The 26,540-nt window shown below is 68.6% G+C and carries 28 protein-coding genes and 1 rRNA gene; 8 read left to right on the top strand and 21 right to left on the bottom strand.

Annotation, left to right across the window (positions count from 1 at the left end):
• Window positions 1-85: 85 nt before the first annotated feature.
• On the top strand, window positions 86-1,258 hold the full coding sequence (locus tag LDL21_RS28265; protein WP_225282476.1) for a winged helix DNA-binding domain-containing protein: 1,173 nt from the start codon (window positions 86-88) through the stop codon (window positions 1,256-1,258).
• 410 nt (window positions 1,259-1,668) lie between these two features.
• Here LDL21_RS28265 and nadC read toward each other — a convergent pair whose 3' ends face one another.
• The 3 genes from nadC to nadA form a co-directional block, all read right to left on the bottom strand.
• On the bottom strand, window positions 1,669-2,529 hold the full coding sequence (gene nadC, locus LDL21_RS28260) for a carboxylating nicotinate-nucleotide diphosphorylase (protein WP_225282475.1): 861 nt from the start codon (window positions 2,527-2,529) through the stop codon (window positions 1,669-1,671).
• Between the two features lie 203 nt (window positions 2,530-2,732).
• Complete coding sequence (locus tag LDL21_RS28255; protein ID WP_225282474.1) at window positions 2,733-4,478, bottom strand: L-aspartate oxidase; 1,746 nt, start codon at window positions 4,476-4,478, stop codon at window positions 2,733-2,735.
• Between the two features lie 32 nt (window positions 4,479-4,510).
• Window positions 4,511-5,548 (bottom strand): quinolinate synthase NadA, encoded by a 1,038-nt coding sequence (nadA, locus tag LDL21_RS28250; protein ID WP_225282473.1) that lies wholly within the window; start codon window positions 5,546-5,548, stop codon window positions 4,511-4,513.
• 78 nt (window positions 5,549-5,626) lie between these two features.
• On the opposite strand from nadA, the gene LDL21_RS28245 reads away from it, so the two are divergent.
• Window positions 5,627-6,343 (top strand): NUDIX hydrolase, encoded by a 717-nt coding sequence (locus LDL21_RS28245; protein ID WP_181701233.1) that lies wholly within the window; start codon window positions 5,627-5,629, stop codon window positions 6,341-6,343.
• Between the two features lie 58 nt (window positions 6,344-6,401).
• Window positions 6,402-6,893, top strand: coding sequence for a nitroreductase/quinone reductase family protein (locus LDL21_RS28240; RefSeq protein ID WP_225282472.1), 492 nt, complete (start codon window positions 6,402-6,404; stop codon window positions 6,891-6,893).
• Window positions 6,894-6,896: 3 nt separating this feature from the next.
• On the opposite strand, the gene LDL21_RS28235 is transcribed toward LDL21_RS28240, so the two are convergent.
• From LDL21_RS28235 to bioB, 5 genes are all read right to left on the bottom strand, one after another.
• The gene (locus LDL21_RS28235; RefSeq protein WP_225282471.1) at window positions 6,897-7,055 is read right to left on the bottom strand and encodes a hypothetical protein; all 159 of its coding nucleotides are present in this window, start codon (window positions 7,053-7,055) and stop codon (window positions 6,897-6,899) included.
• Window positions 7,056-7,144: 89 nt separating this feature from the next.
• Window positions 7,145-7,678, bottom strand: a complete 534-nt coding sequence (locus LDL21_RS28230; RefSeq protein WP_181701237.1) for a DUF1353 domain-containing protein — start codon at window positions 7,676-7,678, stop codon at window positions 7,145-7,147.
• 70 nt (window positions 7,679-7,748) lie between these two features.
• The gene (locus LDL21_RS28225; RefSeq protein WP_225282470.1) at window positions 7,749-8,390 is read right to left on the bottom strand and encodes a DUF2567 domain-containing protein; all 642 of its coding nucleotides are present in this window, start codon (window positions 8,388-8,390) and stop codon (window positions 7,749-7,751) included.
• A gap of 11 nt (window positions 8,391-8,401) precedes the next feature.
• Entirely contained in the window at window positions 8,402-8,611 is a 210-nt protein-coding gene (bsaP, locus tag LDL21_RS28220) for a biotin synthase auxiliary protein BsaP (RefSeq protein ID WP_067498764.1), read from the bottom strand.
• A 60-nt stretch (window positions 8,612-8,671) separates the two neighbouring features.
• Complete coding sequence (bioB, locus tag LDL21_RS28215) at window positions 8,672-9,685, bottom strand: biotin synthase BioB (protein WP_181701242.1); 1,014 nt, start codon at window positions 9,683-9,685, stop codon at window positions 8,672-8,674.
• A 139-nt stretch (window positions 9,686-9,824) separates the two neighbouring features.
• Here bioB and LDL21_RS28210 point away from each other — a divergent pair, with 139 nt between their 5' ends.
• Entirely contained in the window at window positions 9,825-10,409 is a 585-nt protein-coding gene (locus LDL21_RS28210) for a TetR/AcrR family transcriptional regulator C-terminal domain-containing protein (RefSeq protein ID WP_067498719.1), read from the top strand.
• Window positions 10,410-10,413: 4 nt separating this feature from the next.
• Here the strand turns inward: LDL21_RS28210 and LDL21_RS28205 are convergent, their stop codons facing one another.
• Together LDL21_RS28205 and LDL21_RS28200 are read right to left on the bottom strand one after the other, a co-directional pair.
• Window positions 10,414-11,550: an alpha/beta fold hydrolase gene (locus tag LDL21_RS28205; protein WP_225282469.1), complete on the bottom strand. Its 1,137-nt coding sequence runs from the start codon at window positions 11,548-11,550 to the stop codon at window positions 10,414-10,416.
• Window positions 11,477-12,184: a DUF6597 domain-containing transcriptional factor gene (locus LDL21_RS28200; RefSeq protein WP_225282468.1), complete on the bottom strand. Its 708-nt coding sequence runs from the start codon at window positions 12,182-12,184 to the stop codon at window positions 11,477-11,479. Before LDL21_RS28200 ends, LDL21_RS28205 begins: the two co-directional genes overlap by 74 nt.
• A 62-nt stretch (window positions 12,185-12,246) precedes the next feature.
• On the opposite strand from LDL21_RS28200, the gene LDL21_RS28195 reads away from it, so the two are divergent.
• Complete coding sequence (locus LDL21_RS28195) at window positions 12,247-12,837, top strand: TIGR03086 family metal-binding protein (RefSeq protein WP_225282467.1); 591 nt, start codon at window positions 12,247-12,249, stop codon at window positions 12,835-12,837.
• A 29-nt stretch (window positions 12,838-12,866) separates the two neighbouring features.
• Here the strand turns inward: LDL21_RS28195 and LDL21_RS28190 are convergent, their stop codons facing one another.
• Genes LDL21_RS28190 through LDL21_RS28170 form a run of 5 tightly spaced genes read right to left on the bottom strand, consistent with a single transcriptional unit; the run spans window position 12,867 to window position 18,135 of the window.
• Window positions 12,867-14,042: an MFS transporter gene (locus tag LDL21_RS28190; protein ID WP_225282568.1), complete on the bottom strand. Its 1,176-nt coding sequence runs from the start codon at window positions 14,040-14,042 to the stop codon at window positions 12,867-12,869.
• Between the two features lie 52 nt (window positions 14,043-14,094).
• Window positions 14,095-15,447, bottom strand: a complete 1,353-nt coding sequence (locus LDL21_RS28185; RefSeq protein ID WP_225282567.1) for an LLM class flavin-dependent oxidoreductase — start codon at window positions 15,445-15,447, stop codon at window positions 14,095-14,097.
• Window positions 15,441-16,208 (bottom strand): ABC transporter ATP-binding protein, encoded by a 768-nt coding sequence (locus tag LDL21_RS28180; RefSeq protein ID WP_225282466.1) that lies wholly within the window; start codon window positions 16,206-16,208, stop codon window positions 15,441-15,443. Before LDL21_RS28180 ends, LDL21_RS28185 begins: the two co-directional genes overlap by 7 nt.
• The gene (locus LDL21_RS28175; protein WP_225282465.1) at window positions 16,184-17,044 is read right to left on the bottom strand and encodes an ABC transporter permease; all 861 of its coding nucleotides are present in this window, start codon (window positions 17,042-17,044) and stop codon (window positions 16,184-16,186) included. The genes LDL21_RS28180 and LDL21_RS28175 overlap by 25 nt, the downstream gene beginning before the upstream one ends.
• Window positions 17,044-18,135 carry an ABC transporter substrate-binding protein gene (locus LDL21_RS28170; protein WP_225282464.1) on the bottom strand — a complete coding sequence of 364 codons (1,092 nt, stop codon included), beginning with the start codon at window positions 18,133-18,135 and terminating at the stop codon, window positions 17,044-17,046. The genes LDL21_RS28175 and LDL21_RS28170 overlap by 1 nt, the downstream gene beginning before the upstream one ends.
• A 238-nt stretch (window positions 18,136-18,373) precedes the next feature.
• On the opposite strand from LDL21_RS28170, the gene LDL21_RS28165 reads away from it, so the two are divergent.
• The 3 genes from LDL21_RS28165 to LDL21_RS28155 are packed head-to-tail and all read left to right on the top strand — an operon-like array spanning window position 18,374 to window position 21,254.
• Window positions 18,374-19,405 (top strand): FecCD family ABC transporter permease, encoded by a 1,032-nt coding sequence (locus tag LDL21_RS28165; RefSeq protein ID WP_225282463.1) that lies wholly within the window; start codon window positions 18,374-18,376, stop codon window positions 19,403-19,405.
• Window positions 19,402-20,223 (top strand): ABC transporter ATP-binding protein, encoded by an 822-nt coding sequence (locus LDL21_RS28160; RefSeq protein ID WP_225282462.1) that lies wholly within the window; start codon window positions 19,402-19,404, stop codon window positions 20,221-20,223. Before LDL21_RS28165 ends, LDL21_RS28160 begins: the two co-directional genes overlap by 4 nt.
• Window positions 20,220-21,254, top strand: coding sequence for an ABC transporter substrate-binding protein (locus LDL21_RS28155; protein ID WP_225282461.1), 1,035 nt, complete (start codon window positions 20,220-20,222; stop codon window positions 21,252-21,254). Before LDL21_RS28160 ends, LDL21_RS28155 begins: the two co-directional genes overlap by 4 nt.
• A gap of 4 nt (window positions 21,255-21,258) precedes the next feature.
• Here the strand turns inward: LDL21_RS28155 and LDL21_RS28150 are convergent, their stop codons facing one another.
• The 6 genes from LDL21_RS28150 to rrf form a co-directional block, all read right to left on the bottom strand.
• Entirely contained in the window at window positions 21,259-21,687 is a 429-nt protein-coding gene (locus LDL21_RS28150) for a nitroreductase family deazaflavin-dependent oxidoreductase (RefSeq protein WP_181701262.1), read from the bottom strand.
• A 10-nt stretch (window positions 21,688-21,697) separates the two neighbouring features.
• The gene (locus tag LDL21_RS28145; protein WP_225282460.1) at window positions 21,698-22,915 is read right to left on the bottom strand and encodes an ROK family transcriptional regulator; all 1,218 of its coding nucleotides are present in this window, start codon (window positions 22,913-22,915) and stop codon (window positions 21,698-21,700) included.
• Between the two features lie 25 nt (window positions 22,916-22,940).
• Complete coding sequence (locus LDL21_RS28140) at window positions 22,941-24,182, bottom strand: sugar ABC transporter permease (protein WP_225282459.1); 1,242 nt, start codon at window positions 24,180-24,182, stop codon at window positions 22,941-22,943.
• Window positions 24,179-24,934 carry an ATP-binding cassette domain-containing protein gene (locus LDL21_RS28135; RefSeq protein WP_067498705.1) on the bottom strand — a complete coding sequence of 252 codons (756 nt, stop codon included), beginning with the start codon at window positions 24,932-24,934 and terminating at the stop codon, window positions 24,179-24,181. The genes LDL21_RS28140 and LDL21_RS28135 overlap by 4 nt, the downstream gene beginning before the upstream one ends.
• The gene (locus LDL21_RS28130; protein WP_181701268.1) at window positions 24,934-26,019 is read right to left on the bottom strand and encodes a sugar ABC transporter substrate-binding protein; all 1,086 of its coding nucleotides are present in this window, start codon (window positions 26,017-26,019) and stop codon (window positions 24,934-24,936) included. The genes LDL21_RS28135 and LDL21_RS28130 overlap by 1 nt, the downstream gene beginning before the upstream one ends.
• A gap of 233 nt (window positions 26,020-26,252) precedes the next feature.
• Window positions 26,253-26,369: ribosomal RNA gene (gene rrf, locus LDL21_RS28125) — 5S ribosomal RNA — on the bottom strand.
• Between the last annotated feature and the right edge of the window lie 171 nt (window positions 26,370-26,540).

The raw sequence follows: 26,540 nt of genomic DNA, 5'->3' as shown, positions 1-26,540 counted from the left end.
CGAAAACGGCGACCGGGCGTTCTGTACAAAATGGACACTAAGCGGGCGTGCGTTTCTGTCGGTACCCCCGCTTAGGATGCGGCCCATGATCTCGATCGATAGCGCGCAGCGGCGGGCCCGCCTGGCGATCCGGCATCGCCTCGCACCCTCCGCCCGGTCCACCGACCCGGTCGACATCGCCCGGTCGATGGTCGTCCTGCACGCCACCGATCCGGCGACGGTGTTCCTCTCGGTCGGCGCGCGCGGTATCGACCTCACCCCGGCGGATATGGAGAAGGCGCTCTACGCCGACCGCACCCTGCTGCGCCTGCTCGCCATGCGCCGCACCATGTTCGTCGCCCCCACCGAGCTGCTCCCGGTCCTGCAAGCCTCCACCTGCGACGCGCTCGCCCACAAGCAGCGCCGCGCCTACGGCCGCTATCTCGAGCAGGCCGGGATCGACGACGTCGACATCTGGTTGCGTGAGGTGGAGGCCGAAACACATGCGGCGCTACTGGCGCGTGGCGCAGCCACGGGCGCCCAACTGGGCAAAGACGTCCCCCGGTTGCAGACCAAGATCGATACCGCGCCCGGCAAGTCGTATTCCAAGCCCACGAGCATCACCACCTGGGTCCTGGTCATCCTCGGCGCCGAGGGTCGCATCGTCCGCGGCCGACCCAACGGCGGCTGGGCGAGCAGCCAGTACACCTGGTCACCGGTGGAAACCTGGCTCCCCCAAGGTTTTACACCGATGCCCGCCGACGAAGCCCGCACCGAACTCGTCCGCCGGTGGCTCTACGCCTTCGGCCCCGCCCCCGTCACCGACCTGAAGTGGTGGACCGGCTGGACCCTCGGTGACGTCCGAAAGGCACTGGCCCCCTTGGACATCGCCGAAGTGGATCTCGACGGCACCCCCGGCATCATCCTGGCCGACGACCTCGCCCCTGTCCCCACCCCCGAGCCCTGGGCGGCCCTGCTCCCCGCCCTCGACCCCACCCCCATGGGCTGGCAGTCCCGCGCCTGGTTCCTCGGCCCCCACGCCCCCGCCCTCTTCGACACCAACGGCAACATCGGCCCCTCCATCTGGGCCGACGGCCGCATCGTCGGCGGCTGGGCCCAACGCCCCGACGGCGAAGTAGTCACCCGCCTCCTGGAAGACGTCTCCCCCGAAACCCGAAAACTCATCGACACCGAAATCGACCGCACCACCACTTGGTTCGGCACCACCCGCGCCATCCCCCGCTTCCGCACCCCACTCCAACGCGAACTCACGGCCTGACCGGTCTCCGCACGTCGGTCACAATGGTCGGATGACACCTGTCGAACCCGAGTGGATCCCCCTACTGAGTTACGACGCCGTCACAGGCTCACAGCGCCCGATCAGCGCATTGCGCGGTTGACTACGCGACCGCGGGATCGACTGGATGCCCTTCGCCGCCGACGAGATCCGCGTCGACCTCCCACGAGTCCAACACCGCGACGGTCGTTTCGGCTGTTCGGTCTGCGTATCCGTCCGCAGCGAAGTCCTTCGACCACTGGGCCTACATCCCGACCAGCCCGAGTCGCGACCCGTGCCCCCGGCGCCACCGGCGTGGTGGCACGCTGCGGCCGAGCGCAGTCCCTGGGCGCAGTTGTGAGCGATCGTCGCGGTTCACAGCCGCACCGAAGCGGCCGTAGTCGGCCGACAGCTCACATGTCCAAGCCGAGGTCGAGTACGCGCACCGAGTGGGTGAGGGCGCCGATGGCGAGATAGTCGACGCCGGTGCTCGCGTAGTCGGCGGCCTGGTCGAGGGAGAGGCCGCCCGAGGACTCGAGCTTCGTGTCGGGGGCGGTCGCGTCGCGGCGCTGGACGGCGGCCTGGGTCTGCCAGAGGGGGAAGTTGTCGAGCAGGACGAGCTCCACGTTCTCGGCCAAGACGGCGTCGAGCTGTTCGAGACTGTCGACCTCGACCTCGCAGGCGATGTCGGGTGCCAGTTCGCGGACCGCGCGCAGCGCGTCGACGACCGAACCCGCCGCCACGACATGGTTGTCCTTGATGAGCGCGGCATCGCCGAGTCCCATGCGGTGGTTGACTCCCCCACCCACGCGCACGGCGTACTTCTGCAGCGCGCGCAGGCCGGGCAGGGTTTTGCGGCTGTCGCGGATCTGGCACCGTGTGCCTTCCACCGCGTCCACCCAGGCCGCGGTGGCGGTGGCGATGCCGGACAGGTGGCAGACCAGGTTGAGCATCGTCCGCTCGGCGGTGAGCAGACCGCGCGTCGGCGCGACGACGCTCAGCACGCTGGTGCCCGGTTCCACCCGGGTCCCGTCGGCCACCCGGCCGGTGATCTCGTAGCTGCCCGCGCCGAGCACTTCGTCGAGCACGAGCAGACCGACATCGATGCCCGCCACGGTGCCGTGCTGTCGCGAAACCACCGACGCCTTGCTCACGGCGTCGGCAGGCACGGTCGCCATCGTGGTGACATCGGGTCCGTATCGCAGATCCTCGTCGAGGGCGGTGCGGATCAGGGCCAGCAGTTCGTCCTGGTCCAACGCGGCATCGAGAGTCATCGCTGCACTCCTGTTCTCGGGGCGCACCTCGCGCCGGGTCGAGCGGGAGGTCGTCGCCTCACCACAGTTCATCGGGTACTACAGGTTTCGCCGCGCCGCCCATGTGAGCGGCCGCCGGCGAGGGGCCATCGACGGGATCGGCCTGCGCGAGACCGTCGACGACCTCCCCGCACTCCGGTTGCCACCGGAACTGCCGACGACGCTCATCGCGCGCAAACCACCGCAGTAGCTGCCGGCATAGCCGACACATCGAAACCACAGCGCGGATCGAGGCGCACCATCGTGCTGTGCCGCCGGCCGTCGACCGCACCCGGGTGATCCGAGCGCGTGTGACACCCTCGGCTCTCGGCGCGCGCCGCCGCCGCACGCAACAGCGCCCGAGCGGTGACGGTCAACGCCGCGTCCTCGACATACCGCAGATGTCGCGCCCACACGGACGCGGATTCGCCCACCTGCTGACCGGGACCACACCGACCGGCGTCCCCGAAAGCCACACCGGGCTCGGACTGCATCACCCCGCGAGAGTCGGTCAGCCCGGCTGCACCGGGTACCGACACCACGTCGGAAGCGGGCAGCCGCACGTCACCGGCAACGGGATCCGGCACCGTCACAGTCCCGATCGCCGCCTCGATGCGCTCGAGGGCTTGCGCCAGACCGTCCCCGTCGCGGACCACCGAGGCATGTTCGGTCATCGCCTGCTGCACAACCGCCCGCTCGGCGAATTCAGCTGTCCACGAACCGATCTCCGTGATCCGCGCGCGAACCCCCAGGCGTTCGGCAGCAGCCGCGCCCGCACGTTCACCGACGACGAGCCCTTCGAGCAGACTGTTGGACGCCAACCGGTTCGCTCCGTGCAGTCCGGTCCTGGCGACCTCGCCCGCCGCGTACAACCCGGGTACTCCGGTGCGCCCGTACGTATCGGTCGATACTCCGCCGCACTGGTAGTGCGCGGCAGGCGCGACCGGAATCAGCTGTTGGGCCGGGTCGATACCCGCGGCCAGGCAGGATGCGGTGATCGTCGGGAACCGCTGCGCGAAACCGGGGAGATGACGCGCGTCGAGGAACACGTGATCGGTACCGAGCGCCCGCATCCGTGCCGCGATCGCCCGCGAAACCACGTCACGCGGTGCGAGGTCACCGCGGGGATGCACCCCGGCGGTCACCGAATCACCCTGGGAATCGACGAGTTTCGCGCCCTCGCCGCGCACGGCCTCACTGATCAGCGGCCGCCGCCCGACCCCACCCGGTGTGAAGAGCACCGTCGGATGGAACTGCACGAATTCGAGGTCGGCCACCGCCGCTCCCGCCCACAGCGCCAGCGCCACCCCGTCACCGGTGGCTCCGGGCGGATTGGTGCTCGCGGCGTAGAGCTGCCCGAGCCCGCCGGTGGCCAGCAGCACCGAGGGTGTGTGCACCACGCCGAAACCGTTGTCCGACACGGCGACAACACCGCACACGCCCTCCGGTCCGGTCACCACACGCAGCGCGGCGGCACCGAAGAGCACCGGCAGCCCGGCGGCATTGAGGGCCCGCTGCACCTCCGCGCCGGTGGCGTCACCGCCGGCGTGAATGATGCGCCGCGTGCTGTGCCCACCCTCGCGGGTCCGCGAGATCTGCCCGTCACGGCCGAGGTCGAAGACCGCGCCCAGGTCGGTCAGCGCCGCGATCGCCGCCTGACCGCCCTCGACGATCGAGCGCACCGCGTCGATATCGCACAGCCCGGCACCGGCCTCGACCGTGTCGTGTACATGCGAGTCGACCGAATCACCTCGCGGTGCGACGACCGCGATGCCGCCCTGCGCGTACTGGGTCGAGGTGTCGGTGGGGCCGCCCTTGCTGAGGGTGAGCACCCGCAGCCCGCGCAGCGAGGCGGTGCGAGCCGCGGTGAGACCGGCGACGCCGCCGCCGATCACCACCAGGTCGGCCTCGGCCTCCCACGAGACGTTCATGATCGTCTATCCGCTCGATCGCGCGGGGGAGATCACTCCCCACCGCCGGGGTTGCCGATCGCGATCATCCGCTGCACCGACGCGCGACCGGCCTCGGCCATCGCCGGGTCGACGTGCACCTCGTCGGCGTTCTCCACCAGGCAGCGCAGCAGCGCGGCGGGGGTGATCATCTTCATGTACTTGCAGGAGGCGCGGTCGTTCACGGCCTGGAAGTCGATGCCCGGCGCGGCCTTGCGCAGCTGGTGCAGCATGCCGACCTCGGTCGCCACCAGCACCTGGTTCGACGTTGACGCCTTGGCCGCGTCGATCATGCCGCCGGTCGAGAGGATGTGCACCCGCTCGGCCGGGAACGCGCCCTCACCCGCGAGGTAGAGCGCCGAGGTGGCGCAGCCGCACTCCGGGTGCACGAACAGTTCGGCGTCGGGGTGGGTGCGGGCCTGCTCGGTGAGTTCGTCACCGTTGATGCCCGCGTGCACGTGGCACTCACCGGCCCAGATGTGCATGTTCTCGCGGCCGGTCACCCGCTTGACGTGCGCGCCGAGGAACTGGTCGGGCAGGAACAGCACCTCGGTGTCCGGGTCGATCGAGGCGACCACGTCGACGGCGTTGGACGACGTGCAGCAGATGTCGGTGAGCGCCTTCACCTCGGCCGTGGTGTTCACGTACGACACCACCATCGCGCCCGGGTGCTCGGCCTTCCAGGCGCGCAGTTCCTCGGCGGAGATGGAGTCGGCCAGCGAGCAGCCCGCCCGCTGATCCGGGATGAGCACGGTCTTGGCCGGGCTGAGAATCTTGGCGGTCTCGGCCATGAAGTGCACGCCGCAGAACACGATGGTGTCCTCCGGCGCCTCGGCCGCGATCCGCGACAGGGCGAGCGAGTCGCCGACGTGGTCGGCCACGTCCTGGATCTCGGGCAGCTGGTAGTTGTGCGCCAGGATGGTGGCGTTGCGCTCGCGCGCCAGCCGCCGCACCTCCTTCGCCCACTCCGGCGTCGCTTCGACACCCGCGTATCCGCCGGGTCCGTCGATGACCGAACCCATCAGCGTCGGCTGCGTAGTCGTCGTCGCCATGGTGGCTCCCTTCCTCGTGCGAGCGGCATCCGCGCCACGATTCGCACCAAACCAGGTTTTCGACTTAGAATCGAAAACGTGCCCCATAGTAACACCATCCACGAATCGCTCACCGCGGTGTTCCAGGTTCGCCGCTTCGGCTCCGACGTTTCCGCAGGTAGAAACGGTAAGCACCCCGAGCTGGCGGTCTTGCTGTGGGAACGCGCGCTCGATCCGCAGAAGGGAACGTGGTCGCTGCCCGGTGGCAGGCTGCGCGACGACGAGGATCTCGACACCTCGGCCAGGCGCCAGCTCGCCGAGAAGGTCGACGTGCGCGAACTGGCCCACCTCGAGCAGCTGTCGGTGTTCAGCGCCCCCGACCGGGTGCCCGCCCCACGCCGTATCGCCTCGGCCTACCTGGGGCTCGTCCCGTTGACCACGGAACCCGAACTACCCGCCGACACCACCTGGCACCCGGTGTCGGATCTGCCGGACATGTCCTTCGACCACCGCACCGTCGTCGACCACGCCCGCACCCGCCTGGCCGCCAAACTCTCCTACACCAACATCGCCTTCGCCCTGGCTCCCGACACCTTCACCATGTCGACGCTGCGCGAAATCTACTGCGCCGCACTCGGATACGACGTCGACACCACCAACCTCCAGCGCGTCCTCACCCGCCGCAAGGTCATCACCCCCACCGGCGCCACGGCCCCCTCCGGCCGCGCAGGTGGCCGCCCGGCCGCCCTCTACCGCTTCACCGACTCGGGCCTACGCGTCACCGACGAATTCGCCGCCCTCCGCCCACCCACCTGACCTCGGCGGACGCCGTCGGCGGCCCGAACTTGTCGGTGGTCGCTGTCACACTGCTCGTATGGACAACAACGCGGCGGATACGAAAAAAGTCACCTCCTACGACGATCCGGATGCCCCTTGGAACAAGGAGTTCTCGGCCGAGGAGATGACCGGCTGGAACGACGGCGTCATCACCGAGTTCCGGGAGAACGGTGGCCAGGTGGGCGGTGACTACGCGGGCGCCACCCTGCTGCTGCTCACGACCACGGGCGCGAAAAGCGGTAAGCCCCATGTGGTTCCGCTCGGCGCGCTGTATCGGGGAGATGTGCTGTACGTGTCGTCGTTCATCGAGGACCGGTACCCGGCCTGGTACCACAACGCCAAGGCGAACCCGAGTGTGACGATCGAGCTCGGCGGGGAGAAGTTCCCGGCGAAGGCCGACGTGCTCACCGGCGAGCGATACGACGAGTTCGCGGCCTGGGCGCTCACCGAGAACCCCCTGCTCGCCGACTACCAGTCCAAGGTGGACAAGCCACTGCCGCTGGTGGTGCTGACCCGCGAATCCGCGTAGCCGTCAGGATTCGTAGCGCCGATCACGGTGCTTGGTGGAGCGTCGATAGGTGCGGCCACTCGGCACCGCGGTCGCCGCGGACGAACTGCGCAGCGCGTGGCGCTTGCGCCAGGCTGCCAGATCGGGCCGCTCGGCGGGCGCCTGTTCGTCTTCGGTCTTCATGTCCAGGTCCTCCCCCGAAATTCGTCGTTCCCAGGGTAGGCAGTGGATCCGACGGATTCCACCGATTTTCCGGCCCGCACGGATGAGGGTCAGGCCGTTTTCATCTGGGGCGCGGGCGGCGGAACCTCGCTGCGGGTGGCGACGCGGCCGACCGCCCAGAAGAGCAGCTCCACGAACCAGAACACCACGAGTGCGGTGGTCACCACCACGACCGGGACGGCGAGGAACAGCACCGAGGGCACCGCGATCAGGAACCAGCCGAGAACATCGCCCGCCGTCGCCCCACGCAGGCGCGAACCGAATCGCACTGCGGCCCACATCATCCAGCGTCGCGGAACCGAAACACCGGCTTCCCGGAGGCTGCGCCGGAACAGCCCGTCGGCGTCCGCCGGCCCGACTTCGCCTGTGCGGCACAGATAGTCGTGCAGGATCGCCGCGCGGGTGTAGGCGCCGTAGCGGGGAATGAGCCACACGAGCGCACGGGGCACCGAGGCGAAGTCGGTGCGGAATCCCGCGGGCACGGTGAAGGTCTCGACCGCTCCTCGATAGGTGAGCGGCTCGGTGAGCCGCCAGAATTTCGCATCGATCCCCTCGACGACGGGACCAGAACCGATGAATGCCACGACTGCTCCTCTCGAGCCGCGCGCAGTCTCTCTACCTGCCGATATGCCGATGGTAGCGCGGTGGGGAGGCTCAGCCGCGAGGTTGCGAACTCGGGTCGAAATCGCCGCTGGGCCGATACTGTTCGGCTCCGTAGGGCAGGCGATAGTCCTCGTCGTCGTCGAAATCGGCGGGTCGCAGATCGCCGAGCAGTCCCGCCGCGCCCGACCCGAGGTCGGCGGCGGGATGCAGGGCGGCGAGGAACAGCAGCACGAGCGCGGCGAGGAACGGTTGCACGAGCAGCGCCATGTCCGTACCGATTTCGGCGGGCAGGGCGATGATCTGACCGACGGGCGGGTCATCGGGACGCGGATACCGCAGGCCCGCAACCCATTCCCCCATCCACATCATGATCGCCGCACCGAGCGCCGAGGCGAACAGCAGTCCGAGCACGAGCGCGGGCCCACGCACGATCCGTACCCGCCAGGCGGCGATCGTGGTGAGCACCGCCACCGCCGCACCGATACACAGGAACATGCCGACGGCGTCGAACAGATGCATGCTCTCCCCGGTGAGCACCGCGGCCCGGCCGGGCTGGGTCACCCGCAACCGTTCGGTCGGCGCGAGCAGACCCCACACCACACCGGCGGCGGCACTCACCGCGAGAACCGCGACGATCACGGCACCGACGCCGATCACCTCGCGGCGCAGCACCTGCGGCCGTGGCTCGCTCACCGCGTCCACCACTACCGGCGTTCCAGCTGGGCCGATTCGGTGACGCCGTGCCGCGAGCACTTGGCCCACCAGCCGTCGGGGCTGATCTGCACGACCATCCGGCGCCCGCACTGCTCGCAGAACCGTGGCGGTTCCAGCCCGAGCGCGGCGGCCGCGGGCATGGCGTCGTCGAGTCCTGGCACGATCCGCTTGCCCGTGAACGGGTTGTAGCGTTCGTCCATGGCGGTCACCTCCTCGGTCGCCGTGTCGGCCCTGGTCGATTCCCGATCGTACACAGCGATTTACAGCGTTTCGTTGAGCGCCTTGATCGGCATCTTCAGTTCGCCGAGCAGGTCGAGGTCGGATTCGGCGGGGCGGCCGAGGGTGGTCAGGTAGTTGCCGACGATCACCGCGTTGATGCCGCCGAGCATGCCCTGCTTGGCGCCGAGGTCGCCGAGGGTGATCTCGCGACCGCCCGCGAACCGCAGGATGGTGCGCGGCAGAGCGAGCCGGAACGCGGCGATGGCGCGCAGCGCGTCGGCGGCGGGCAGCACCTCGAGGTCGCCGAAGGGGGTGCCGGGGCGGGGGTTGAGGAAGTTCAGCGGCACCTCGTCGGGTTCGAGGGAGGCGAGCTGGGCGGCGAATTCGGCGCGCTGCTCGATGCTCTCGCCCATGCCGAGGATGCCACCGCAGCACACCTCCATGCCTGCTTCGCGCACCATGCGCAGGGTGTCCCAGCGCTCCTCGTAGGTGTGGGTGGTGACGACCTTCGGGAAGTGCGACTTGGCGGTCTCGAGGTTGTGGTTGTAGCGGTGCACGCCCATGGCGGCGAGCTGGTCGACCTGCTCCTGGTTGAGCATGCCGAGCGAGCAGGCCACCTGGATGTCGACCTCGTTGCGGATCGCCTCCACACCGGCGGCGACCTGTGCCATCAGCCGCTCGTCGGGGCCGCGCACGGCGGCGACGATGCAGAACTCGGTGGCGCCGGTCTTGGCGGTCTGCTTGGCGGCCTCGACGAGGCTGGGGATGTCGAGCCAGGCGGCGCGCACGGGCGACTGGAACAGGCCCGACTGCGAGCAGAAGTGGCAGTCCTCGGGGCAGCCGCCGGTCTTGAGGCTGATGATGCCCTCGACCTCGACCTCGGGCCCGCACCACTTCATGCGGACCTCGTGGGCCAGCTCGAGCAGCGCTTCGAGCTGGTCGTCGCCCAGGCGCAGCACCTCGACGGTCTGTTCCTCGGTGAGGCCGACGCCGCGCTCGAGCACCTGCTCACGGGCGATGGCGAGAATGTCGGTACGGACGGGTGCCTGCGTCACGACGTGATGTCCCTTCGTCGGGGGCGTGCACGCGCCGCTGGTGATGGTGGTGGCCGTGCAACTTGAACGGTGTTCAGGATAGGGTAGCGGGAAGTAGTGAGTCACGACACTCGGGTCGCGAATCGGCGGAAGGACACCTGTGCAGCTGCGGAAGACGGACGTGGTCGATGCCGCGGTGACGATTCTGGATCAGTACGGGCTGGCCGATCTGACGATGCGCAGGTTGGCCGGGTCGCTGCAGGTGCAGCCGGGGGCGCTGTACTGGCACGTCAAGGACAAGCAGTCGCTGCTCGGTGCGGTGGCCGACCGGATCCTCGCACCCATGGACGAGCCGATCGCCGCCACCGAGTGGCCCGAGCAGCTCACCGAGCTCGCGCATCGGCTGCGCGACTGCCTGCTCGCCTACCGTGACGGTGCCGAACTGGTCTCGGCGACCTACGCGTCGCGGTTGACCACGAGCAAGGCGCGAGAACGACTGGCGGGCATCGTGATCCGGGCAGGCATGACGAGGGAGGAAGCCGAACTCACGGCCTACACCCTGCTCTACTACGTACTCGGCCAGACCGTCGACGAACAGTCGCGCATGCAGATGGACTCGGTCGGCGCCCTGCCCGCCGACAACACTCCCCTGTTCGAGACACCGGACGCCACCGCACGATTCGACTTCGGCCTGCAGTTGTTCATCGCCGGGGTGCGCACCATCCTCGGTTCCCGGGTTCGCTGATTCCTCAGCGGCGGTCGCGGACCGCCTGCTGATAGCGGAACAGGAACGGCAGCACCTGCGACTCGAGCGCGGCGTTGTATTCGCGCGGACGCTGGATCGGGTTCGCGTGACCGGTTCCGTTCGCCCGCACCACGAGCAAGTTGCCGCCGGGCCCGCCCGCGTGCTCGGTGAGCACCCGATGCGAGGACTCGACGTCGACTACGTCGTCGCGAGCGGCGTCGCGGGGGCGGATGAACACGATGGCCGGACGTTCACGGTCAGGGTTGGGGCGAGCCAGCGCCCGCAGATCGGCGGCGCCACCGCCCGCGACGATGGCCAGGAACTGCGATTCGATCAGGCCGTTGCTCGCCGCGTTCTCGGAGAAGATCTTGTCGCGCAACACTTCTTCGGCCACCTCGCGCAGTGCACCGAAGTCGATTCCGGGCAGCGGGGCACCGGGCACGGTGAAACGTTCGCGCCTGGCGGCCGTTTCGACGGTGAAGCGCAGCAGCCTGCTCTCCCGCGCACCCGGCAGCCAGCCGGTCCAGCGCAGCAGTTCCGCTCCACGACTGCGGCTTTCGGGGCGAACGGCGTGGAGGTCGATCGGGGTGCAGTCGAGAACCACCCCGACCAATCGCCGGTCACTGCCCAGGTGGATGTGGCGGGCCACCTCGAGCGCGACCACCCCGCCCATGCTGTGCCCCACGAGCACGATATTGCGCACGGCGCCGTAGCGGGCGGCGCGCACGATCATGTCGGCGATGACCTTGGTATCGATACCGGCGTCGTCGTACCGCACCGCCCACACCACACCGAGCTGGTTCAGCACGGGCAGCGCCGACGCGGTCGGGACGGCGTTCACTCCACCGAGACCGACCAGATCGACCACCGCGGTGTCCCAATCCCGGGAGTCGGCGGGCAACGACACCGGCAGCAGGTCGGGTGCGGTCTGTTCGAGCCGTGCCCGCTCGGGCATCACGTCGTACTTCCAGTACTGGGCGAACGCGATGAGCCCGACGAGGACCACCCCGACCGTTCGCATCGCCGTCAGCCGGGCGCGCCCCCAGCGCCGGGTACCTGTCCGGGTTTCACGCAGCCGTGCCCGCCGTCGCGCGTCGTCGTAGTCCGCGACGGTGGACGGATGCCGCTCGAACGTCGACATATCTCCACTGTAGGGGCGCCCGCCGCGGCCCCGGCCCGACGATCGTCAGCCGCCGAAACCGTCGTACCGCTGCGCGTAACCCGTCGGTGGCTCCCAGCCGCTGCAGCCCGCGCACCGTGGTCCCGAACCGATCCGCCACCTCGTCGACCCTGGTCACCGTGGGGTCGGCGGCGATCCCGGCCACCACGCGTGCCGCGAGTTCGGCGCGGGAATCAGGCGCGGGCAGCCGGGCTTCGAGGAAGCGGCAGGCCGCTGCGGGATCCGTGAGACTTGTCACGCTGGGCCCGAAAACTGTTGTGGCGTCGATCGTCCGGTCGCGCAACGACGCGACGGATGCGCCGAGGAACGGCCGGAACATCCCCGGCCGGAAGGCGACCCCGAACACGCAGCCGACGCCGGCGAGCTCGCGATACACGTGGGAGGACGACGGGCCGTGCAGTTCGGCGCGTCCGTCCCGACAGGTGAGGTGGACATTGGGCAGCGGCACGACCACCTGGCGGTAGGGCAGGTCGTAATTCCAGGCGACCGCCCAGAACCGTTCCACGTATCCCGCCAGTTCGGCCGGCGGCTCGGTGAAGATGTGGCGTTGCGAGGTCCGCCACGCACCGCCGAGTTCCCGTGGGTCGCGTTGCACGCCGGGAGTGTATGTCGCGTTTGTTCAAGACACGGGTGGGCGGCCGGTGGTTGGCTCGCCGTATGTCCGAGAACGAACGTGTGGCCCGCGCTGCGGTGCCGTTGTCGAAGATCATCCGTACTGTCACGCCGGATCAGCTGACCGCGCCGACACCGTGTACCGAGTTCGATGTGCGTGCTCTGCTCAATCACCTGTTGTTCTGGGGGCCGTCGCTGATCGGAGCGGGCCGTAAGGAAAGTGTTTCGCCGCCTGCCGCTGCCGAATCCGACGTCGACCTGGTCACCGGAGACTGGGCGGCCGCCCTCGAAACACAGCTCGACGAACTCGCCACCATCTGGCGTGACCCCGTGGCGTGGGAGGGCGTCACCCACATGGGTGGCCCGACGGAACTGCCCTCCGCGATGATCGGCGGGATGGTCGTCGGCGAGCTGATCGTGCACGGCTGGGACCTGTCCCGGGCGCTCGGCACGCCGGTGTCGTGGGACGACGATCTCCTCGCGGACGTCTACGCCGAAACCGCTGCCACCGCCGAGCAAGGACGCGGCATGGGAATCTACGGGCCCGAAGTGTCGGTCTCCCCCGATGCCCCGCTGATCGACCGCGTCCTCGGTGTCACCGGTCGCGACCCCGGGTGGCAGCCACCGGCTCGATAGCCTCAGCCTCGAGCCGCCGGGTTTCCCGGTCAGCCGCCGGTACGCGAAATCGGCCCGGGAAACCACCGGTACATCGCGACCGACCCGAGCCCGAGGGTGACCGCGAGTAGCCCACCGGCGGCGGACAGTCCAGCGAAGGCGCCGACCACTCCGACCGCGACCGGCCCCGCGAACATCCCGGCGTCGTGTGTCAGCCGCCAAGCGCCGAGGAATTCGGCGCGCCGGTCCGGTGGGGCGGCGAACGCCCCGACGGTCATGATGAGACCGTTGCTCAGTCCGTTCGCCAGGCCGAGCAGCATGGTGGCCGCACCCATGGTGAGCACCGAATAGGTGAAAGGCAGTGCCGCGTAACCGGCGGCGAAGCAGATTCCGCAGGCGACGCCGGTGACGCGGCTGCCCGCTCGGTCCAGCCACACCCCGGCCGGGTAGGACATGAGTACGTCGATCGCGCCCGCCAGCCCGAACAGCAGACTCGTCGTCGCGGCATCGATACCGAGGTGCACCGCCCACAGCGGCAGCAGCGCCGATCGCGACGCGCGCGCCGCCCCGACCGCGACCGCCGCGAGGCCGAGAGTGCCGAGTGCCCTGCGGTTTTCGGAGACCACCGTGTGCAGCGGCCGCAACGACGGCTCGTCCGGCGCGCCCGACCCGATCGTCAGCATCGCCGCGGCCGCCACCACGATGGTCACCAACTGCAACCACAGTGCCCCGATCGGCCCGAACCCGTGCACCAGTGCCGCACCGAGGAACGGCCCGCAGAAGAAGCCCAACCGGTGCGCACCGGCCAACGTCGACATGGCCCGCCCACGCTGTTCCGGTGCGACCACCGAAACCAGATAGGTCTGTCGCGCCAGCCCCCACACCGCGCCCGCCGCGCCGATGAGCAGCAGACCCACCGCAAGCACACCGAGATTCGGTGCGAGGATCGCCGCGAGCACACCGATCAGACCGAGCCCGCTGCCGAAACCGATCGCGGCCCGCTCCCCGATCCGCGCGACGATCCGTCCGGCGGGCAGATCCGTGAGAACCATGCCGAGCCCGCTCAACGCGACGATCAACCCGGCCGCGCCCGCCGAGGCACCGAGATCGAGCGCCCGCAGCGCGTACATCGGCGCCGCGGCACCGGTCCCGACTCCGTACAACACCATCGGCGCGAAGACCGGCAAGACAAGCGTGCGCAGCCGAACGGGAGAATCGTCGAGCATCACCACCCGGCAACCGAACCACTGCTACGAGCCGGACAACAACTTTCGTCGCTCATCCGACACTCACCGGTTCGGGCGCGAATCGGCTCGCGGGCCGGGCGAGACCGAAGTGGTCGCGCAAGGTCGTTCCCGAGTACTCGGTGCGGAACAGGCCGCGCTCCTGCAGGATCGGCACCACCGTCGAGGTGAACACCTCGAGTCCGCCGGGGTACCAGGGCGGCATCACATTGAATCCGTCGGCCGCGCCGTGGGTGAACCATTCCTCGATGGTGTCGGCGATCTGCTCGGGGGTTCCGGCGATCACCCGGTGCCCACGCGCACCGGCCAGCCGGTGCAGCAGGCCGCGCAGCGTCGGTCGTTCGCGCTCGACGATTCCGGCCACCACCTGCAACCTGCTGCGGGCGTTGTCGGTGACATCGCCCGCCCCGGCGAAGACCTCCACCGGCACCACCTCGTCCAGCGCGTACCCGCGCAGCGACGTTCCGGTGATCGATTCCAGTTGCTTCAACCCGTATTCCGGCACGGTGAGCTCGTTGAACTCACGCTCCAGACGGCGCGCGGCGGACTCGGTGTCGGCGATGAACGGGCTGATGCCCGGCAGAATCCGCACCTCCTCGGCGGCGCGCCCGTACTCGGCAGCCTTGGCCTTGATATCGGCGTAGAAGGCCTGCGCATCCGAAAGGCGCTGGTGTGCTGTGAAAATCGCCTCGGCGTACCGGCCCGCGAATGCGCGGCCCTCGTTGGAGGCACCGGCTTGCACCAGCACCGGACGCCCCTGCGGTGTCCGCGCCGAATTGAAAGGTCCACGCACACGCAGGTATTCACCGACGAAATCGATCGGATGGATCTTGTCCGCGTCGGCGTAGATACCCGCCGCCCGGTCGAGCACGATCGCGTCGTCCTCCCAGCTGTCCCACAGCGCGACCACCGCGTCGACGAATTCCCGCGCCCTGGCATACCGCTCACGATGATCGGGATGCCGGTCGAGACCGAAATTGGCTGCCGCCACGTCGGTTCCGGTGGTGACGATGTTCCAGCCGGCGCGGCCGCCCGAGATGTGGTCGAGCGAGGAGAACAATCGCGCGAGGTTGTACGGCTCGTAGTACGTGGTCGACGCCGTCGCGATGAGCCCCAGATGCGTGGTGGCGGATGCGATCGCGGTGAGCAGCGTGATCGGTTCGAGCCCCGGCGCGGCATTGTGGCGCACATCGGTGCGCAGGGCGGGTCCGTCGGCGAAGAACACCGCGTCCAGCTTCGCCGCCTCCGCCGTGCGCCCGATCTCCTGGTAGTAGGTCACGTCGTAGATGCGGTCCGGTCGGCTGTCGGGATGCCGCCACGCGGCCTCGTGATGACCGGACGGGTAGATGAAAGCGTTCAGACTCAATTGCCGTGGTGCGTTCACGATGCCTGCTTCACTGTCTCGAGGTCGGTGGTGTCCACGCCGAGCCCGGCCAGCAGCACCTCGCGCAACCGGATGAATTCGGGGTGGGCGTGCCTACGCGGTCGGGCGATGTCGATGCGCTGATCGATGGCGATGCGGCCCTCGTCGAGGACCAGCACCCGGTCGGCCAGCAGCAGTGCTTCGTCCACGTCATGGGTCACGAGCAACACGGCGGGCTGGTGCCGTGCGCACAGCGCCTGCAACAGCGAGTGCATGCGGATCCTGGTGAGGGCGTCGAGCGCGCCGAACGGTTCGTCGGCCAGCAACAGCTCCGGCTCACGCACCAGCGATCGGGCCAGCGCCACCCGCTGCTGTTCACCGCCGGAAAGCTCACGGGGCCAAGCTTTCTCGCGCCCACCGAGGCCCACCTCGGCCAGCGCGGACCGCCCGCGCTCGGCGGCGTCGCGGCCGGTGAGTCCGAGCACCACGTTGTCGAGCACCCGTGCCCAGGGCAGCAGCCGCGAATCCTGGAACACCACCGCGCGCCGTCCGGGAACGGTGAGCTCTCCGGAGCCCGGTACCTGCCCGTCGAGTTCGGCCAGGGCACGCAACAGTGTGCTCTTACCCGACCCGCTGCGCCCCAGCAACGCCACGAATTCTCCGCGACGGATCGCAATATCTATACCCCGCAATATGACGCGCTGCCCGAAGCCGCGAGTGAGGCCCCGGGTCCGTACCACCGCGCGGTCGTCGTGCTCGATCAGTCGCCCAGCGTCTGTCGCCATGCCAGCACCTTCCGTTCTGTTGTCCGCACGGCGAGGTCGCCGAAGAGTCCGAGAAGCCCGTAGATCACCAGGCCGACGACGATCACGTCGATCTGCCCATAGGTGCGCGCCTGGGTCATCAGGTATCCGATGCCGCTGGTCGCGTTCACCTGTTCGACGACAACCAGCGCCAGCCACGAGATCGTCACCGCGAGCCGCAGCCCGAGGAAGAAGCCGGGCAGCGACCCGGGCAGTGCGACGCGGCGCAGGAATCCCCACCGCGACAGCCCGACCGTCTCGGCCAGCTCCACATAACGCGCGTCCACACCGCGCAGGTACGCGTGGGTATTGAGGTAGATCGGGATCAGCACGCTGGTCGTGATGACGATCAGCTTCATCTCCTCGCCGATCCCGAACCACACGATGAACAGCGGGATCAGCGCCAACGTCGGAATGGCGCGCTTGATCTGTACGGGGCCGTCGACCAGCGCCTCCCCGATCCGGCTCAACCCGGCGATCAGTGCCAGCACCACCCCGATCACCACACCGAGCACCAGCCCGATCGCCGCCCGTTGCAGCGAGGTGAGCAGATTGGACTGCAGTCGCCCGTCCGCGATCAGCTCCCCCGCCGTCCGCGCGACCGTCCACGGCGCGGGCAGGGTCTCGGGATCCAGTGCACCAGTGGCCGATCCGGCGACCCAGGCGCCGACGAGCAGCGCCGGACCGAGCGCGAAACCGAACGGAATGGGCTTGCCGGGGCCGAGCCTTCGCTTCCCGCGTCCGCGCGGAGCCAATTCGGGTTCGCCGGTCCGGTGTGCCCGCACGCGCCGCAACACACCGGCTTCGAGGGTCGCCATCAGCTCACCGCCGGGGCGAAGGCTGCGCCGCTGGCGGTGACGGCTTCGGTGACCGCCGCGTCGAACCGCAGGTCGAAACCGTCTGCGGCGGTGATCTTCTTCGGCAATTCACCGGCGGCGTCGATCGCGTCGATCGTGCTCTGCTGACGCGCGACCAACTGCTGGTCCAGGTGCGGGAATGTATAGGTGCCGAGCGATTCCACGATCCGCCGCGCGTCGTCTGGGCTCACCTTCTGGTTGCGCACGTAATAGGCGTCGGCCCATTCCGCGCTGTGGGTGTTGGTCCAGTGCCAGGCCCGCACGAACGCGCCGACCAGGGCCCGGGTCGCGGCCGCTTTCGCCGGATCCTGCACCACAGCGCGCCGCGCGTACACATAGGCGAGCCCGCTGTAGATGCCGCTCGTCTCCGAATCCGGGATCAGCGACGTGCCAGGAGTGCGCAGCAACCTGGTCACATTCGGTTCGATCAGCGGCGCCACATCGACCTGCCCGGTGCGCACCGCGTCGAGGAACTCCGCGAGCTGCAACCGGATCAGTTGCACGTCACCGGTTTTAAGACCCGCCTTGCTCAGAGCTTTCAACACCGCCGCCTGCTGGGCGGTGCCCTCGGCGTAGGCGATCTTGCGCCCCTTCAGGTCCGTGAGCTTCGTGATCGACAAACCCGGAGCGACAGCGAGTCTCAGCGCCTGCGGGTTGGTCTGGTAGGAGCCGACGATCGGTACGTCCTGTCCCGCCGCGAGTGCGTGGATCGGCGGTACGTCACCGACCTGGCCCACATCGGCCGCCCCGGCCCGGAAGGCCTCCAGGATCGCGGGCCCGCCGACGAAGTTCGCGAACTCGATCTTGAACGGCAGCTTGTCCAGCTCGCCCGAGAGCCGAAGCGCGTTCTGCAACCGCTCCTGCTGGTCGGCGACCACGAGGGTGGTGCCCGGCGGAACCTCGATGGGCAGCGGCGCGTCGGGGGTGCCGAGCGGCTTGTCGTCACCGCCCGCACATCCGGTAAGGCCGAGAGTCGCGGCGGTGGCCACCGCGAGGAACGCGGCGGTGACGCGGCCACGCAGGCCGTGCGCAGAGGTGTTCGGTCGGTACATACCCGGATTCAAGCAACCGGACAAACCGGCGAACACCCTTTGCCTTACCGTGAGCCGAACCCGGCGCTGTGCCGGCACCCGGTGCCGCGCTACAGTCGGTGGGTCATCCCCGGTGGGTGCGGGAATCCGGTGCAATTCCGGGACGGTCGCGCCACTGTGATCGCCTCACGGCGAAAGTCAGACCTCCCTCGCCGGGCACCCTCTGAAAGGGCCGCGCCTTGCCTCTGGAGATTCCGCGATGATCCGTGCACGGATCTCGCTCGCCCTACCCGTGCTCGCGGTGTTGCTGGTGGTCGCCATGATCGCCGCCACCGGCTTCGGCGCCGAGACCGTTCCGGTGCGCGCAGTGCTCGACACCCTCGGCGCCCGGCTCACCGGAACCACCCCCACCGACCCCGGTATCGACACCATCGTCTGGCAGCTGCGCGTCCCGCGCACCATCCTCGCCGCCGTGGTCGGTGCCGGTCTCGCGGTGGCGGGCGCCGCGATGCAGACCCTGGTTCGCAACCCGCTCGCCGACCCCTACCTGCTCGGCGTCTCCTCCGGCGCGGCCGTCGGCGCGGCGGCCGTAATCACCTCCGGCCTGTTCGCGGGTGCCGGCATGTGGGCGCTGTCCGGCGGCGCGCTGGCCGGCGCTTTCGGTGCGGCGACCCTCGTCTTCCTCATCGCCCTGGCGCAGGGCGGGCTCACCCCGTTGCGGCTGGTGCTCACCGGTACCGTGCTCGGCTCGGCCTTCGCCGCGTGCAGCAGCTACCTGGTGTTCCGCAGCACCGATCCCGCCGCCGCGGAATCGGTGCTGTTCTGGTTGCTCGGCAGCCTCGCGGGCGCCGATTGGTCGACCCTGGCCCTCCCACTGACCGTCGTCGCGCTCTGTGCCACGATCCTGGTCGCGATCGCGGGCTGGCTCGACGCCCTCACCCTCGGCGCCGACACCGCCTCCTCGCTCGGGGTTCCGGTGACCGGCCTGCGGATCGGGTTGTTCGTGCTGCTCGCCGTGCTCGTCGGTGTGCTGGTCGCGGTGTCGGGTGGGATCGGATTCGTCGGCTTGGTCGTACCGCATGCCGCGCGCATGATCGTCGGACCACGGCATCGCGATCTGTTGCCCGCCTGCGCGCTGTGCGGGGCGCTGTTCCTCGTCGTCGCCGATGCCGCCACCCGGGTGCTGGTGCGCCCCACCGAGATTCCGGTGGGTGTCCTCACCGGCCTCATCGGCGCCCCCACTTTCCTGTTGCTGATGGGCAGACGCCGCTACCGATTCGGCACCTCATGAGTTCCCACCAACCGGACCCCGAGCCGCCGCCTCTCGAACACGGCAGACTCCATGCGCGCGAGCTCGCCTGCGCCATCGGTCGGCGCACTGTTCTCGCGGAGGTGGACTTCACGATCGAGCCGGGTGAGACCGTCGGCATCGTCGGCCCCAACGGCAGCGGCAAAACCACGCTGCTGCGCACCTTGTCCGGTGTGCACCGGCCCCGTTCCGGCCGGGTACTCGTCGACGACCAGGTCCTGCACGATCTGCGGCCCCGCCGCCGCGCCGCGACCGTCGCGCTGGTCGCCCAGGACGAGATACCACCCGACGATATGCTGGTCGGTGAGGTCGTCGCGCTGGGGCTCACCCCGTACCTGCCGCCGTGGGGTCTGGACGCACCACGCGAACAACAGCGTGTGACACAGGCTTTGGCGTCGGTCGACCTGCACGGCTTCGCCGGGCGACCGGTGCGCCGGCTCTCCGGTGGCGAACGTCAACGGGTCCTGCTGGCCCGCGCACTCGTCCAGAACACTCCCGTCCTGCTGCTCGACGAGCCGACCAACCATCTCGATGTCACCCATCAGCTCGAATTGCTCACCCTGGTCCGCGGTCTGCGCCGCACGGTGGTGGCCGCTCTGCACGACCTGTCGCTGGCTGACCGCTATTGCGATCGGATCATCGTGCTGCACAAGGGATGCGCGCGCCCGCCGGCACCGCCGGCCGAAGCGCTCTCCCCCGCCGTCGTCGCCGAGGTGTTCGGTGTCGATGCCAACCGAGTCCGGCATCCGGTCACCGGCGAGGACCACCTGTTGATCACCCCGCGAGAGGCACGACGATGAACACGAACCTCGGCCGGATCCTGGCCGCCACCGCACTCGCCGCCGTACTCGCGGCGTGCGCCGGAACGTCCGCCGAATCCGCGACCGCCGTGACGGTGCGCAATTGCGGTGTGGAGACCCGTTTTCCGGCACCCGCACAGCGCATATTCGTCAACGACGGCAATCTCATCTCCATGGTGTTGGCACTGGGTGCCCAGGATCAGGTGGCGGCGGTCTCCAGCGTCAAACGTGACGCGGCCACCCTGCGCACCCACTACGGTGCCGAGGTCGTCGACGGCCTCAACGATGTCGCCCCCGAATACCCTTCGCGCGAAACGGTTCTCGCCCAACGCCCCGACGTGATGCTCGCCGGTTGGAGCTACGGCTACGACGAGGCGAGCAACCTCACCCCCGCCTCCTTGCGCAAGGACGGCATAGCCGCCTACGTACTCACCGAGAGTTGTCGCCAGGCCGACGGGGGCGCCGCACGCGGCACCGTCGAGCCGTGGACGGCGTTGCGTACCGACCTCACCGATCTCGGTGTCATCACCGGCCGCACCGCCCGCGCGAGCGAAGTCACCGCCGATCTCGACACCAGGCTGGCGGCCCTGGCGGCCGCTCCGAAACCGGCGAAGGCTCCCACCGTCTTCCTCTTCGACAGCGGCACCGACACCATCTACTCGAGCGGGAAATTCGGTGCGCCTCAGGCGATCCTGGAGGCGGCGGGCGCCCGCAACATCCTCGACGACGTCGCCGACACCTGGACCAAGGTCTCCTGGGAGCGCCTGGCCGCCGCCGACCCCGACGCCATCATGTTCGTCGACTACCCCGGCCAGACCTACGCGCAGAAGGTCGACCTGCTGCGCGGCAAGCCCGGCATCAACAACCTGCGTGCGGTGCGGGAGAGTCGCTTCTTCAACCTGCCCTACGCCCTGTGGACGAGCGGACCGCTCAACATCGACGCCGCCGAGCAGATCCGCAAGCAATTGGAGGCCTGGAACCTGGTGCCCGCCTCGACCGTGGTCCCACGCGCCGACGACGCGGTTCGCTGACCGGTCAGCGCGGGGTGAGCAGGACCAGCGGGATCTCGCGGGTGGTCTTGGTCTGGTAGTCGCCGTATCCCTTGTACGTCGCGACGACCTGCGGCCACAGGTCTGCCCGTTCGGCTTCCGTCGCCACGCGGGCGATCATCGGCGTGCGCGGACCGCTCTGCACGGCCACCTCGACCTCGGGGTTGTCGCGCAGGTTGAGGAACCAGGCGGGATGGGTGGGATCGCCGCCGCGCGAGGCGACGACGACGATCCGGTCTTCCTCCAGAATCGGAGCCGTGAGCATCACCGAACGCGGCTGACCCGACTTGCGTCCGATCGTGGTGAGTTCGAGCGACGGCATCCCCATCACGGTCTTGCCGATCCGCCCACCGGTGACGGTGAGCAGGGCACGGTGAACACCGTTCATGATCTTCAGCTGCAGGTCACTTGGCATATCGGCAAATCTACTCGGTGCTCGCACGCAGGTCAGGCGTTTGCGCGCGGGCCAGGGTCTGCAACGGATCGGTGAGCAGCTCGGCGAAGGCCAGTTCGGCGGCGCCGACGAGCGGGGCGTCATCAGCGAGCGCGGAGGTACGCAACCGGACCCGCTCGCGGACCGCGAGCAGCCCGTCGACCGCCAACCGGCTGCGCACCTGCGCCGCGGCGGCCAGGTAGATCTCGCGCAGGACCCCACCGAACACCACCATGGTCGGGTTGAACACGTTGACCAGATTGGCCACCCCGTACCCGAGCCAGTCCCCCACCTGGTGCAGTGCGTCGCGGGCGTCGGCGTCACCGCGCGCCGCCGCGTCGACGATCGCCGCGACCGCCGCCCGGCCGGTCAGGTCGCTGCGACCGGCCGCCGCGATCAGGGCGAGCTCACCGGCCTCGGCTTCCAGACAGCCCCGCGAGCCGCATCGGCAAGCCCGGCCGCCGGGATTCACGATCATGTGCCCGACCTCGCCGCCGTACCCGCCTTCGCCACCGAGCAGTTCTCCACCCATGATGACGCCGCCGCCGATCCCGACCTCACCGTGCAGGTAGATCAGGTCGCGTACTCCTGTCCCCACACCGCGTTCACGTTCGGCGATCGCGCCGAGGTTGGCGTTGTTGCCCACTGCCACAGGCACACCGAGCCTTTCGGACAGCAACGCCCCGACCGGCACATCGACCCAGCCGATATTCGGCCCGTACCGCACGACTCCGTCCCGCTCGCGCACCATCCCGCAGAACGCGAGCCCCACACCGACGCACACCGCACCCTGATGCGCCGCGTCCATCATCGATTCCGTCATCCTCGCCAGTTCGGCGATCACCTCATCGGGATCGAAAGTGCTTGTGTGACGCGGCATTTCGCACCTATCGAGGATCGCGCCACCCAAACCGACCCGCGCCACCGCGAGCCGATCGGCGCCAACGTCCAGTGCGAGGACATAGACCCGGTCGGATTCGGGGCGTACCACCAGCGACGGGCGCCCCGCTTTCCCTGTCTGTCCCGGCAATTCCTCCCGCACCAACCCCGCGGCGGCGAGGTCGGTGGTCAGGGCGAGGATCGTGCTGCGGTTCAAGCCCATTCGCTCGGCGAGCTCCGCCCTCGACAACGGCCCGCTCACGTGGACGTGGCGCAGCAGCACCGCGAGATTCCGGCGGCGGATCTCGTCCGGGGAGGGTGCTGCTTTCATCCGGCCCTCCCTTCCCCGTCGTCGGTCAACTTCCTGGCAGCGAACGCTTGCGCGACAGCGCGTCCACCCCCGCCGCGAGCAGCAGAACAAATCCTGTCACAACGAATTTCGTGCCCGCGCTGTAGCCCATCAGGCCCATCCCGTTGTTGATGACCGCCACCACCGCGGCACCGAGCACCGCGTCGAGCATGCGGCCGCGACCACCGAACAGGCTGGTGCCACCGATCACCGCCGCACCGACCGCCGTCAGCAGCACATCGGATCCACCGGTGTTGGGATCGACCGAGTTGGCTCGCGACGCGGCGATCAAGCCGCCGACCGCGGCCATCGTCGAACAGAGCACGAAGGCACTGATCTTGATCCGGTCGACCGGAATGCCCGCGCGCCGAGCCGCTTCCACGTTGCCGCCCACCGCGTAGATGTGCCGCCCGAACGAGGTGCGGTTGAGCACGAAGGTCCACAGCAGCAGCAACGCCACGATGATCGGTACCACGATCGGCATGCCCTGCAACGAGTTGACCTCGGGATTGCGGCTGCGTTCGTCATTGAGGATCGCCACTGCGACACCGGCGACCACCGCCACCGCCGCGATCCGCAGCGTCACCACCGCCGCACTCTCGCCGGTGAGCCCGAGCTGAGTACGCGCCCGCAGCTTCCGGTACTGCACGAACCCGAACCCGGCAAGCAGCACCGCGTACATCGCCCAGCCGAGCAGCGGCGGCACGTTCTTGTTCGCGATGGCGAGGATCGTCTCGTCGTGGATGGAGATATTGCGTCCGTTGTCCATGATCTTGAGCGCCACACCCTGCAGCGCCAGGAACGCCGCGAGGGTCACCACGAACGAGGGCACCCCGATCTTCACCACGATCGCCCCGATGGCCGAACCGATCACCACACCGGTGAGCAGCGCGACGAGCACCGCCGAATACCACGGCCAGCCCTTGTCGGTGAGCAGCACCGCGAGCACCGCCGCGCACACACCACTGGTGAACCCGGCCGACAGGTCGATCTCGCCGAGCAACAGCACGAAGATCAACCCCATGGCGATCACCGCGATCGCCGCGCCCTGGGTGAACAGATTCGCGATATTGCCCTGCGTCATGAACACCGGCCGCGCGATCCAGAAAACCACCGACAGCACCACGAGCGCGATCACCGACGGCAACGCGCCCATGTTCCCACTGCGCAACCGCCCGACGTAAGAGCTCACCAGTTCGCTGGCCGGAGCCGTCGCGGCCGCACTCTTCTCCGTCACCGTCGTGCTCACGCCTTCACCCCGAGACTGCCGCTGCGACCGGAGGTGATCAGCTCGACCACCTGTGAATGAGTGACATCGGTCGTCCGGACCTGCGCGGCCATCCGACCCAGGTACAACGCCGCGATCCGGTCGGAGACCGCGAACACGTCGTTCATGTTGTGCGAGATCAGCACCACCGCAAGACCTTTGTCGGCCAGGCGGCGCACCAATTCCAGCACCTGCTGGGTCTGGGCGACGCCGAGTGCGGCGGTCGGTTCGTCCAGGATCACCACCTTGCTGTTCCACAGCACCGCTTTGGCGATGGCGACCGTCTGACGCTGACCACCCGACAGGCTCGCCACCTTCTGCCGCACCGACTTGACGGTCCGCACCGACAGCCCGGCCAGGGTTCGCCCGGCCAGTTCCTCCATGCCGTATTCGTCGAGCACGATGCCGTGCTTGCGTTCGCGGCCGAGAAACATGTTCTGCACGATGTCGAGGTTGTCGCAGAGCGCAAGGTCCTGATACACGATCTCGATGCCGAGCTCGGCGGCGTCGCGCGGGTTGCCGATCTGCACCGGTTCGCCCTCGAACAGGATCTCGCCCGCATCGATCGGATGGGTGCCGCCGATGCATTTGACCAGGGTCGATTTGCCGGCGCCGTTGTCGCCGACCAGCGCGGTCACTTCGCCTGGGTAGACCGAGAAGTCGACCGTGTGCAAGACATGGACGGGGCCGAAACTCTTGTCGATACCCCGTAATTCGATGACCGGGGTGTCCATCAGCGCACGCCGTTGTCGGCACAGAGCTTGGCGAACTCACCCGCGCACAGCTCGGTCTTGTCGACGAATCCGTCGGCGACCACATCATTGACATTGTTCTTGAAGATCGCCTTCGGCTCCAGCAGCACCGCGGGCACCTTCGTCTTGGACTCGGGATCATCGACGGTGCTGTTCGCCTCACCCTTCTCCCCCTTGGCCAGCGCGATCGCAAGCTTCGCGCCCGCGGCGGCCTCGAGCTTGATCGCCTTGTAGACGGTCATGCACTGGTCGCCGGCGAGCACGTTCTGCAGTCCCTGCACGGTCGCGTCCTGGCCGGTCACCGGCACCTGCCCGTTCAGCTTCTGCTTCTTCAGCACCGCGATGGCGGCGTTGGCCAGCCCGTCGTTCGCCGCCACGACGCCGCCGAGGTTCGGCGTGCCGGTGAGCATCTGCTCGAAGATGGTGCCCGCCTTGGTGTTGTCCCACTCCGGCACGGCCTGGTCCGGCCCCTTCACCAGCTCGCCCGCGGCGAACTTCGGCGCCAGGGCACCGTCGTAGCCGTTCTTGAACAAGGTGGCGTTGTTGTCGGTCGGACCGCCGTTGAGATACGCGACGACCGGCTTCACAGCCTGCTTGTCGGTCAGACACTTGGCCAGACCATTGCCCATCAGCTCGCCGACCTTCACGTTGTCGAACGAGACGTAATAGGGCGCACCGCCGCCCAGCGTGAGCCGGTCGTAGTCGATGACGGTGACACCTTGGGCCTTGGCCTTCTGGATCACGGCCTTGCCGGTGCCACTGTCGAGGTTGGTGATCATCAGGACCGAGGCGCCGTTGGTGATCATCTGGTCGGCGATGGTCTGGAAGGCGTTCTTGTCGCCCTGCGCGTTCTGGATGTCGGCCTTGATGCCGGCCTCGTCGAACGCCTGCTGCAGGTACTTGCGATCCGCCGTCTCCCACCGCGCCGAGGTCTTGCTGTCGGGCAGGATCACGCCGATCTTGGCGCCGCTGCCGGAGCTGGAGCTGCTGTCGTCACCACCGCAGGCGGTGACCGAGGTGAGAAGTGCGATCGAGACGGCCGCGATGCCGAAGATCCCCTGACGCATGAGGGTGGGCCTTTCGTGGAACCACCGCCCGCTGGGCGGACGAGCTGGAGCGAATGTTGTGCTCGACAACTTATTCGAGGCCGTCCGATTGCACAGCGGATTGAGCAAAGGATTTGTTGTCTGCGATAACAATCAAGCAACGAGCGCTGTAGACGCCCAGCTCAGAGGGTGGTTCCTGGTCCAGAAACGACGAAAGCCCCCTGACCGTAGTCAGAGGGCTTTCGTGAATGATTGTCCGGCGGTGTCCTACTCTCCCACACCCTGTCGAGTGCAGTACCATCGGCGCAGGTGGCCTTAGCTTCCGGGTTCGGAATGGGACCGGGCGTTTCCCCACCGCTATAACCGCCGTAACACTATGAAACTATCCACAAACAGCGCTCCCCAACACCCAAGGAATCACCCTCGGATCATGGGTTTGCTGCAGTGTCTGTGTGTTGTTTCAGATACCGCACAGTGGACGCGTAACACCTTCGATAGTAAGCCCTCGGCCTATTAGTACCGGTCACCTCCACACGTTACCG

It is taken from the genome of Nocardia rosealba (assembly GCF_020216065.1).
GTDB lineage: Bacteria > Actinomycetota > Actinomycetes > Mycobacteriales > Mycobacteriaceae > Nocardia > Nocardia rosealba.
Note: the sequence above shows the minus strand (reverse complement) of the source record. Positions and strands in the feature narration are given on the sequence as shown.